Origin of the sequence: Cellulomonas sp. RIT-PI-Y (genome assembly GCF_025642745.1) — a bacterium.
In the GTDB taxonomy this organism is placed as follows: domain Bacteria; phylum Actinomycetota; class Actinomycetes; order Actinomycetales; family Cellulomonadaceae; genus Cellulomonas.
This window is the reverse complement of the sequence record NZ_JANZKP010000004.1, coordinates 102,856-112,710: the sequence shown is the minus strand read 5'-3', so window position 1 is coordinate 112,710 and position 9,855 is coordinate 102,856. Positions and strand designations below refer to the sequence as shown.

Sequence of the window (9,855 nt, the reverse complement as noted above, 5' to 3'; positions counted from 1 at the left end):
TTAGTTAGTAAGATCGCGCTCCTCGGAGCACCCTCGATGGGTCGGAAGTCCTGCGAACGGCCGCCTGTGCAGGTCAGTGGCTCGTGAGAGGCGTCACAAACTCAGGCGCGCACCAGGCGGACCACGGTCTCCTCGATCAGGTCCCGGACGTGGCGCCGGGTCTCGTCGCCGAGCAGGTCCCGGCCGAACAACTCCCGGAAGGTCGCCCGGTTCGCGGTGCGGAAGAAGGCCAGCGAGCTGATCACCTGGTGCACGTCGAGCGCACTCGGCGCGTCCGGGCCGTCCCGGAACACCCCCTCGGCACGCCCCCGGGCCAGCACGTCGTCCAACAGGACCAACGCTCCGCGGTTCACCTCGCGGTCGGCCTCGTCCAGCTGCCCGATCGCCTGGCCGCCGAGCAGGTTCTCGAACAGCACCAGCCGCACGAACGGCTCGTGGGTGGCGTCGTAGCAGAGGGTCGATCGCACCAGCTCGCGCAGCGCCTGCTCCGGCGCCATCCCGGCCAGCCCGAGGTCCTGCTCCCGGGCCCGGGTGCCCCGGTAGGACTCCGCCAGGGCCGCCTGGTAGAGCCCCTCCTTGGAGCCGAAGTAGTAGTAGATCATCCGCTTGGTGGTGTGGATCCGCTCCGCGATGGCGTCCACCCGGGCGCCGAGCAGCCCCTTGGCGGAGAACTCCTCGATCGCCGCGCCGAGGATCTCCTGGCGGGTCCGGTCGGCATCCCTGGTGCGCGGGGCGCCCTGATCGTCGTGTCCGCGCGCCTGCTCTGCCGCCGCCATGACCCTCTCCTCCGTGCCGACTCTCGGCCCCGAGCATCATGACAGGACCATCGGCCCTGATCCGGGACTCTCGGCTCGCCACAATGAACTATCGAGTACGTCCACTACGACGAGGAGCCCCCGATGCCCGACGGAACGATCCGTGCCCTCACCGGCCACACCGAGCTGCTGGGCCTGATCGCCTACCCGATCCGGCACAGCATGTCCCCCCGGATGCACAACCTGGCCCTCGCCGAGCTGGACCTCGACTACGCCTACCTCGCCTTCGAGGTGGACGGCGACCAGCTCGCCGACGCGGTGACCGGCCTGCGCGCCACGCGGGTGCGCGGCTGGAACGTGTCGATGCCGAACAAGATGGCGATCCTGCCGCTGCTCGACGACCTCTCCCCCGCCGCGAGACTGGTCGGCGCCGTGAACACCGTGGTCAACGACGACGGCCACCTCACCGGGCACGTCACCGACGGCATCGGCTACATGACCGCGCTGCGCGAGGCCGGCATCGACCCGGTCGGCCGCCGGATCACCATGATCGGCGCCGGTGGCGCGGGCACCGCGATCGCGATCCAGGCCGCGTTGGACGGGGTCGAGCGGATCGACCTCTTCAATCGCCGGGACGCGGTCTGGCCGATCGCCGAGCACACCGTCGCGACCATCGCCGAGCACACCTCCGCCACCGCGGTGCTGCACGACCTGGACGACCTGGACGACTTCCGGGACTGCGTCGCCGCCTCCAGCGTGCTGGCCAACGCCACCAACGTCGGCATGGGCACGCTCCAGGAGCTGTCCCCGCTGCCGACGACGGACGTGCTGCGCCCGGACCTGTTCGTCTCCGACGTGGTCTACGCCCCGCCCCGTACCCTGTTCCTCGCGCAGGCCGAGGCCGCCGGCTGCCGCACCATGAACGGCCTGGGCATGATGCTGCACCAGGGCGCCGCGGCCTTCGAGCTGTGGACCGGCAAGCCGATGCCGGTCGACCTGATCCGCGCCGAGCTGTTCGGCACACCGCAGGAGGACTGACGTGACCGACCTCGACGCCCCCCGCCCGGTCACGGTGCGCGGGGTCACGCTCGGCACCGGTGCCCCGGCCGTGATCGTCCCGCTGACCGCCCGCACCGCCGCCGACCTGCTGACCGCGACCGCCCCGGTGGTCGCCGCCGCGCCCGACCTGGTGGAGTGGCGGGTGGATCACCTGCTCGCCGGTGGCGCCGACCTGCCCGCCGTGGTCGCGGCCGGTCGCGCCCTGGTCGACGCCCTGGCCGGTCTGCCGCTGCTGGCCACCATCCGGACCGGCGCGGAGGGCGGCGAGCTGCCGATGCCCGGTGACGACTACCTGACCGTCTATCGCGCCCTGCTCGACGCGGGGCTGCCGGACCTGGTCGACGTCGAGCTGATGCACGCCCTGGCCGAGCCGATGACCACGGCGGCGCACGCGGCGGGCGTCCCGGTGATCGCGTCCAACCACGACTTCGACGGCACACCCGCGCAGGCCGAGATCGAACGTCGTCTGCTCCTGATGGCCGAGCGGGGTGCGGACGTGCTGAAGATCGCCGTCATGCCGCACACCCCGGAGGACGTGCTGGGCCTGCTCGCCGCGACCGTCACGGTCCGGCGCCGGGTCGAGCAGCCGGTGATCACCATGGCGATGGCCGGGACCGGCGTCGTGACCCGACTGGCCGGCGGGGTGTTCGGCTCCGCCGCGACCTTCGGCACCGTCGGAGCGGCCTCCGCGCCCGGTCAGGTCGAGGTCGAGGCCCTGCGACGCACCCTGGCCCTGATCCACGGCTGAGGACGCACGACGGCCCGGCACCCCGAGGGGTGCCGGGCCGTGGCGTGTCAGCTCACTCCCACTCGATGGTGCCCGGCGGCTTGCTGGTCACGTCCAGCACCACGCGGTTCACCTCGGGCACCTCGTTGGTGATCCGGGTCGAGATGATCGACAGCACGTCGTAGGGCAGCCGGGTCCAGTCCGCGGTCATCGCGTCCTCGCTGGACACCGGGCGCAGCACGATCGGGTGGCCGTAGGTGCGACCGTCGCCCTGCACGCCCACCGATCGAACGTCGGCGAGCAGCACCACCGGGCACTGCCAGATCTCACGGTCCAGACCGGCCTTGGTCAGCTCGTCCCGGGCGATCAGGTCCGCGGCGCGCAGCACGTCCAGGCGCTCCTGGGTGACCTCGCCGATGATCCGGATGCCCAGGCCCGGGCCGGGGAACGGCTGGCGCCAGACGATGGCCTCCGGCACGCCGAGCTCCAGGCCGACCGCCCGGACCTCGTCCTTGAACAGCGCGCGCAGCGGCTCGACCAGCTCGAACTGCAGGTCGTCCGGCAGCCCGCCCACGTTGTGGTGGCTCTTGATGTTGGCCGCGCCCTCGCCGCCGCCGGACTCGACCACGTCCGGGTAGAGGGTGCCCTGCACCAGGAACGTGACCTCCTCGCCGGTGGCCCCCGCCTCGGCGACGATCTCCCGGGCGGCGTCCTCGAACACCCGGATGAACTCGCGGCCGATGATCTTGCGCTTGGTCTCCGGGTCGGTGTGCCCGGCCAGCGCGGTCAGGAACCGCTCGCGGGCGTCGACGACCTTGAGGTTCACGCCGGTCGACGCGACGAAGTCGGTCTCGACCTGCTCCGCCTCGCCGGAACGCAGCAGCCCGTGATCCACGAACACGCAGGTCAGCTGATCGCCGACCGCCTTCTGCACCAGGGCCGCGGCCACCGAGGAGTCCACGCCGCCGGACAGACCGCAGATCACCCGCGCGTCACCGACCTGGGCCCGGATCCGCTCGACCTGGTCGGCGATCACGTTGCCCGGGTTCCACTCCGGCTTCAGCCCGGCGCCCTCGTACAGGAAGTGCTCCAGGGTGCGCTGGCCGAGCGGGGAGTGCTTGACCTCCGGGTGCCACTGCACGCCGAACAGCCGGCGCTCGCGGTTCTCGAACGCCGCGACCGGCGATCCGGCCGAAGTGGCCAGCACGTCGAAGCCCTCGGGAGCGGCGTGCACCGCGTCGCCGTGGCTCATCCAGACGGTCTGCTCGGCGGGGCTCTCCGCCAGCACGGTGCCCTCGGCCACGACCTCGACCGCGGTGCCGCCGTACTCGCGCTGACCGGTCTGGGCCACGTCGCCGCCGAGCGCCTTGGCCATCGCCTGGAAGCCGTAGCAGATGCCGAGCACCGGGACGCCGGCCTCGAACAGCGCCGGGTCGACGAACGGCGCGCCGTCGGCGTACACCGAGGACGGTCCGCCGGACAGGATGATCGCGGCGGGCTGCTTGGCCAGCAACTGCTCCACCGTGGCGGTGTGCGGCACGATCTCGGAGTAGACGCTCGCCTCGCGGACGCGGCGGGCGATCAGCTGGGCGTACTGGGCCCCGAAGTCGACGACCAGAACCGGGTGGTCCGCGGTGGTGGCCTGAGTGGGGGTGGAGTCGGTCACCGGTCCAGCGTAGTCGGCTCCGGGGACTGACCCGCCACCCGCTCGATCCGGGCCAGGGCGTCCCGGTGCACCCGGCGCTCCAGGACGAAGGACATCACCGGCACCACGCCCGCGAGCGCCATCGTCACCAGGCGCCCGGCGTTCCAGCGCATGGCGGACCACAGCTGCGCGACGGTCACCAGGTAGACCACGTAGATCCAGCCGTGCACGATCGCGACCCAGGTGCCGAGCACCGGCTCCGGGTGACCGTTGGCGTCCAGTCCGCCCGCGTGGAACACGTACTTGAGCAGCATCTCCAGGCAGAGCACCAGCAGCATGGTCCCCGTGATCCAGGCCATCGCGCGGTAGCGGGTCAGTCGGCCGCGGGCGACGGCGACGGCTCGGGCTGCGGTGTCCTGCGGGGTCGCCGGGGTCTGCGACATGGTGGTCCTCTCGGGGCGGGTTCGGGGCTGGGTCGATTGTCCCCCACCCCCGTCGCCACCGTCGAGGCGGTCCGCCCGGCTCAGGAGCCGGTCGGTGTGGCGTCCGTGTCCAGCACCGCGATGCTGGACTCGATCGTGTCGACGATGTCGGGATCGAGCTCGGGGCCGGTGACCTGCACCGCGACCGCCTGCTCGGTCTCCGGGTCGGAGGCCACCCACAAGATCCCGGAGTACGTGCCGTCCCCGTCGGAGTCGTAGGTGAACTCGGTCCGGTTCAGCTCGAAGGAGTCGGTGTCGACCGGTTCGGTCTGCTCCACCACCGAGAACCCGGGCAGGCCGCCGACCTGCGCGCCGGCCAGGACGACGCCGCGCCCCACGTCGGCGCGGTAGTAGCCGAGCGTCGGGCTGGCCAGGAGCTGAAGGGTCGCGTCGTCCCCCTCGGCGTCCTGCCAGCCGGTGGTCCACTGGTCGGTGACCCGGCCGGTCTCCACCCAGCCGTCGGGCACGTCGAGCGCGAGCCACCCGGTCTCGACGCGGGTCCAGCCGTCCGGGGTGTCGTCACCGCCGCAGCCGGCCAGGGCCGGGGTCGCCGCGAGGGCGACCAGGGCGGCGACGGTCGTGCGGAATCGGGTGCGGGTGTGCCGTCGCGGGCTCATGCTCGGCGATCCTCCTGAGTGGTGTAGGTCACGGGCGCGGGGCCCTGGTCCGGGCGGCGCAGCCGGTCGCGGGCGATCCCCGCCAGCAGGCCGACGACCAGGGCGATGGCCAGCTGGGCCAGTGCGGCGGGAACCACGCCCCAGCTCATGATGCCGGTGACCGACGCGAAGGCCAGCACGATCAGGACGCCCAGGGCGGTGGGCGGCAGGACGGCGGCGGCGAGATCGGCCCGGCGCGCCGTGGCCCGCGGCCGGGCGACGACCCCGGCCGCGAGACCCGCCAGCACGGGCGGGGCGACCCACGAGATCCAGCTCAGCCCGGCGGCCGCCGAGGCGCCGGAGGAACCGGCGATCGCGCGGAGCCACACCCCCGACCCGAAGAGCCCGACCAGGTAGCCGACGACTCCGGCCAGCCAGGGGACGATGAGAGCGCGGATGTTCACGGCATCATGCTGCGGCATCGGGTCGCTCACTTGCACGTCGAGTCGGGGATGAGCGACCGGGTGCCGTCCGTGCCGGGCGCCCCGAGGAAGTTGGCGTCGGTGGCCGAGGAGGTCGCCGTCTCGCCGGAGATCGCCATGCCGAACTGCCAGCCCTTCTTCACCGCGGCCTCGAACTCCCACTTGTCCGAGACGTTGTGGTACGTGATGGCGCTCGTCCTGGCCTGCTCGTAGAGCAACTGCTGGAACGGGTCGTCGGACGGCGAGTCGGGCACCGCCGCCGCGAACGGGAGCGCCAGCGTCGCGCCGGTCGAGCGCGCGCCGAGCCAGTCCTCGACGGTCGACCTGTTCGAGTCGGTCACGTCGAGGGTGGTGGTGGTCACCGTGGAGTCGGTCTCGGTGTGGTCGCCGCTGCCCGACACGTTCTCGGAGGTGTCGTTGCCGAAGCCGCCGGCGAATCCGCCCTCGTGGCTGGTCTGCATGACGATCTGGGTGAGCTCGCCCTTCTTGTTCCGGGTGACGGTCAGCGCGCCCTGGATCTCGCCCTCGGCCTGGACCTGGCCCACGACGGCCTCCGCCCCCACCGAGCCGGAGCCGGTGAGCTCGAAGGTCCAGCTCTGCTCGCCGGTCTCGTGGTTGGTCTCGAGGATCACCGCCGCGCCGGCCGACGCCTCCAGCGTCACGCCGACGTTCGGGTCGATGAACGTCTCCTTGCCGTCGTCGCCCAGCGTGCCGGTCGGTTCGCGCAGTCCGGCGCTCGCGTTCAGCGCGGCCTCGAGCTCGAGCTTGGTGTACGACACCTGAGCGGGCTTGGGCGGGTCCTCCCAGCCCATCGCCATCACCGCGAAGGCGCCACCCTCCTGCTTGAGCATCTCCTGCTGCAGCAGGTAGTCGTCGAGCTGGCCCTTCATGTCCTTCCACTGGTCCGCGGACTCGAACTCCCAGGTGTCGCCGTAGCTGAACTTCAGCCCGCCGCCGAGGTCGATGTCCACGCCGGCGTTGTCGCCGCCGCCCAGCTTGCCCGCGTCGAAAGTCTTGCTCGTGATCGCGCCGCCGGCGCCGACCGAGGCGCCGTCGGTGGCCGTGGCCCGGACCGTCCCGTCCGAGAACTCCTGGACGATGAAGCCGGAGTTCTCGCCGAAGCTGAAGAACCAGACCTTGACCTCGGCGGAGTACTGCTCGCTGGTCTCCTCGAGCATGCACACCGGCGGGCGGAAGTCCTCGTCGGTCTTCGGCGCCACCGCCTCGGGAGCCGCGGCGTCACAGCTGCCCGGCGACAGACCGGCCGCCGCGGCGAACCGGCACAGCGCCGAGCTGATCGACCCCGGGTAGGCCGCGACCCCCACCACGGCCCCGGTGACCAGGAGCGCGGCCACGATCACGACCCCGAGCGTCTCCAGCGTGCTCGCCCCGCGGTCCCCCCATGTCACCGGCGGTCGTTCCACGGTCAACACCCCATGTCCCCTCGTCGCGACCCGTCTGGTCGTCCCCTGTCAGTGACCCTAGAGAGAGCTGGGCGCGTCCTCGTGAGCCCGCAGGCCCATCGTGGGCCCATTCTTCGTGCCGGGCGGGGCCCAGTGCGGGCCTTCCGATCGACCCCTACTGCCAGGTCACCGGGATGTCCTCGACCACCGGGAAGCCCGGCACCTCCAGGGTGACGCTGGTGGTCGACGGGTCGAGCGCCGGGAACGTCCCCGACAGCAGCTGGCCGGCCGTCGTCATCTGGCCCGGCGCTGCGGCACAGGTGCAGAACGAGGTGTCCGCCACCCCGTCCTGGACACCGAGGAACGGCTGGAGCCGCTGGTCGTTCGCCTCGTCCACCAGGGCGATGTCCCGGATGTCGTCGGTCAGCGGGGTGGCCTTGTTGAACGAGTCCAGCGACAGCAGCGGCGCGGAGTCGTCCGTCCCGCGCAACGTGAAGCGCACGAGGGTGCTGGAGGGACCGGCAAGCACCTGCGTGACCTCGATCGAGGCCGGGTACGCGGTGGGGGTGCTCGGGACCTCGCCCTCGGCCTCCCCGAGGACGGTCCCGGTGCCGATGTCGCCGGTCATGACCACGTCCTCGAGCTGCTCACGGGTCCAGCCCTCGTCGGCGGAGGAGGTGCCGCCGTCCGTCGGCGCCGGGTCCGGCGCGGGGTCGTCCCCGGTGCAGGCGGAGACCGCCAGCACGGTCACGACGGCGATCCCGGCGGCCAGCGCGCGCCTCTTCGACCAGCTCACTGCTGCCCCTCCTGGACGCTGTAGACCACGGTGACCCTGCGGTTGGCCTGCTTGCCCTCGTCGGTGTCGTTCGGCGCCACCGGCTCCGTCTCGCCCCGTCCGACCGAGCTGAACGTCACCGCGTTGCCGCTGGCCGGTGCGAGCACCGCCTGGACCGCCGCCGCGCGCTGCTCGGACAGGGTCTGGTTGAAGGTGTCCGACCCGTCCGAGTCGGTGTGCCCGGTGACCACCACCTCACCGGTCGCCCGCGCGGCGATGTCCTGCGCGACCGTCGCCAGCGTGGCCTGCGCCTCCGCGGACAGATCGGCGGAGCCGCTGGCGAACAGCACGTTCGCGTCCAGGGTCACCGCCACCTCCTCGGGCGACTCGGCGACCTGGGCGGTCCCCGCGGCGTCCCCCGACCGGCGGGTGAGGTCATAGGTGACCTGGGCCGGATCGGCTCCCGCGAGGTCGTCGCCCGACGGCACGGCCGGCCATCCCTCGCCGAGCAACGGCCCGGCCTCGTCCGCCTCCGGCTCCAGTGCGCCGTCCGCCACCGGGATGTCGGCCACCGCGGTGCCCCACGGCATGACGACCTGCACGTCCTCCACGTCCGCACCGAGCTCCGGGAAGACCGCCCATCCGACCCGCAGGTCGCCGGTGTCGCCGTCCAGGGCCGAGGTCTCGCTGGCGAAGGTCGTCTCACCGTCGTACAGCGGCCGGTACCCGACCAGACCGGCGGAGTCGATCAGCCGGAGGTCGGTCCCGTGCCCGAGCTGGTACGGCGCGCTCGAGTTGGGGAACGCCTGTGATCCCCGGAAGGCCGATCCGGTGGGCGTGCCGAGCGAGTAGTAGACCACCGTGCCGCCGTCGATCCGCTGCACCCCGTGGATCAGACCGCGGATCTCGGGGTTCGTGTCCTTGTTGAACTCGTGGTACACGAACGAGGCCAGCACCGGCACGTCCTGACCGTCGACGGTCAGGACCCCGGTGGGCAGCTCCGCGCCGGACCCCGAGGCTCCGGACCCGGTCGACGACGCGGTCGGCGCGGACGAGCCCGAGTCGTCCGCGGCGACGGCCGGCACGGCGGTCAGGGTGAGGGCGGCGAGAAGGCCGGCGGCGAGCACCCGCCGCCGGTGCCGGTGGTTCGGTGGCACGGTCATCGATCGGCCTTTCAGGTCGGGTACGACGGTGACGACGGGCACTGCACGCTCTGCGGCACCCCACCGAGGGCGGGCGTCATGCGACGAGCCTCGGGGTCAGGGCGGCGTCCAGGCGGTCGGCTGCGCCGGCCAGGACGCCCAGCAGGGTAGAGCCTGTCACGGGCCTGAGGCCCGGGCACGTGAAACCGAACTCCCAGTCGGTGTAGGTCGGCTCCGGTTCCGGCTGGGGCTCGACCGGCGTGGGCTCACCGTCGGGCCCGGTCGGCGTCGGGGTGGGTTCGGGCTGCTCGACCTCGTCCCGGCTCGCGGTCAGCCGGCACTCGGCCAGGTGGACCCCGAGCTGGGCCCGGGCCTCCGACTCGGTGTGGTCGCCGTTCGGTGAGGTCTCGGTCAACCGGGTGCGCACGCTGACCGTGTCGCCGAACGGGTCGTAGTCGTACCACTCGGCCGGCAGCTCGGCGCCGTTGCGCTGGGCGTACTGGGCCGCCGCGGTGTACCCGCTGGCCGGGCCGACCGCGCCGCCGAAGGTCCAGCTGCCGCTCAGGCCGCCACTGCCGGTGAGCACTCCGGCGGTCACCAGGGCGAGCTCCTCGAGCGCGCGCTCGCGAATGCTCTGGGCGCCGGCCAGCGCGGCCGCGTCGGCGGACGTCTGGGTCCGGCCGGACTGCTCGGTCCCGCTCAGCAGCGGCAACGTGCCGACCAGCACCAGCGCGATGACGCCCACGATCACGACGACGACGACGGAGCTCGTCACGAGCCCGTCGTCGC

Annotated in this window: 11 protein-coding genes; 2 read left to right on the top strand and 9 right to left on the bottom strand. The window is 72.5% G+C overall.

Translation table 11 applies throughout. The features are described 5' to 3' along the window. Positions 1–101: 101 nt before the first annotated feature. The gene (locus OGL89_RS02895) at positions 102–776 is read right to left on the bottom strand and encodes a TetR/AcrR family transcriptional regulator (RefSeq protein ID WP_263118362.1); all 675 of its coding nucleotides are present in this window, start codon (positions 774–776) and stop codon (positions 102–104) included. A gap of 123 nt (positions 777–899) precedes the next feature. Between OGL89_RS02895 and OGL89_RS02890 the strand changes: the two genes are divergently transcribed. Together OGL89_RS02890 and aroD are read left to right on the top strand one after the other, a co-directional pair. After that, the gene (locus tag OGL89_RS02890; RefSeq protein WP_263118361.1) at positions 900–1,793 is read left to right on the top strand and encodes a hypothetical protein; all 894 of its coding nucleotides are present in this window, start codon (positions 900–902) and stop codon (positions 1,791–1,793) included. Between the two features lies 1 nt (position 1,794). Beyond that, positions 1,795–2,562, top strand: coding sequence for a type I 3-dehydroquinate dehydratase (gene aroD, locus OGL89_RS02885; RefSeq protein ID WP_263118360.1), 768 nt, complete (start codon positions 1,795–1,797; stop codon positions 2,560–2,562). 52 nt (positions 2,563–2,614) lie between these two features. Here the strand turns inward: aroD and guaA are convergent, their stop codons facing one another. The 8 genes from guaA to OGL89_RS02845 all read right to left on the bottom strand — a co-directional run bounded on the left by guaA (position 2,615) and on the right by OGL89_RS02845 (position 9,841). Next, entirely contained in the window at positions 2,615–4,207 is a 1,593-nt protein-coding gene (gene guaA, locus OGL89_RS02880) for a glutamine-hydrolyzing GMP synthase (RefSeq protein WP_263118359.1), read from the bottom strand. Then, on the bottom strand, positions 4,204–4,629 hold the full coding sequence (locus OGL89_RS02875; RefSeq protein ID WP_263118358.1) for a DUF3817 domain-containing protein: 426 nt from the start codon (positions 4,627–4,629) through the stop codon (positions 4,204–4,206). The genes guaA and OGL89_RS02875 overlap by 4 nt, the downstream gene beginning before the upstream one ends. Positions 4,630–4,709: 80 nt before the next feature. Beyond that, positions 4,710–5,285, bottom strand: coding sequence for a hypothetical protein (locus OGL89_RS02870; protein WP_263118357.1), 576 nt, complete (start codon positions 5,283–5,285; stop codon positions 4,710–4,712). Next, positions 5,282–5,728, bottom strand: coding sequence for a hypothetical protein (locus tag OGL89_RS02865; RefSeq protein ID WP_263118356.1), 447 nt, complete (start codon positions 5,726–5,728; stop codon positions 5,282–5,284). Before OGL89_RS02865 ends, OGL89_RS02870 begins: the two co-directional genes overlap by 4 nt. 26 nt (positions 5,729–5,754) lie before the next feature. Continuing rightward, entirely contained in the window at positions 5,755–7,155 is a 1,401-nt protein-coding gene (locus OGL89_RS02860; RefSeq protein WP_263118355.1) for a hypothetical protein, read from the bottom strand. 169 nt (positions 7,156–7,324) lie between these two features. Beyond that, on the bottom strand, positions 7,325–7,945 hold the full coding sequence (locus OGL89_RS02855) for a hypothetical protein (protein ID WP_263118354.1): 621 nt from the start codon (positions 7,943–7,945) through the stop codon (positions 7,325–7,327). Then, a complete protein-coding gene (locus OGL89_RS02850; protein WP_263118353.1) occupies positions 7,942–9,087 on the bottom strand; it encodes an OmpA family protein in 1,146 nt (381 codons plus the stop codon). The genes OGL89_RS02855 and OGL89_RS02850 overlap by 4 nt, the downstream gene beginning before the upstream one ends. A 76-nt stretch (positions 9,088–9,163) precedes the next feature. After that, a complete protein-coding gene (locus OGL89_RS02845; protein WP_263118352.1) occupies positions 9,164–9,841 on the bottom strand; it encodes a hypothetical protein in 678 nt (225 codons plus the stop codon). Positions 9,842–9,855: the final 14 nt, after the last annotated feature.

Coding starts and splice junctions, on each gene's coding strand:
- OGL89_RS02850 (WP_263118353.1), bottom strand. CDS start 9,087: ATGACCGTGCCACCGAACCACCGGCACCGGCGGCGGGTGCTCGCCGCC.
- OGL89_RS02875 (WP_263118358.1), bottom strand. CDS start 4,629: ATGTCGCAGACCCCGGCGACCCCGCAGGACACCGCAGCCCGAGCCGTC.
- OGL89_RS02870 (WP_263118357.1), bottom strand. CDS start 5,285: ATGAGCCCGCGACGGCACACCCGCACCCGATTCCGCACGACCGTCGCC.
- OGL89_RS02895 (WP_263118362.1), bottom strand. CDS start 776: ATGGCGGCGGCAGAGCAGGCGCGCGGACACGACGATCAGGGCGCCCCG.
- OGL89_RS02890 (WP_263118361.1), top strand. CDS start 900: ATGCCCGACGGAACGATCCGTGCCCTCACCGGCCACACCGAGCTGCTG.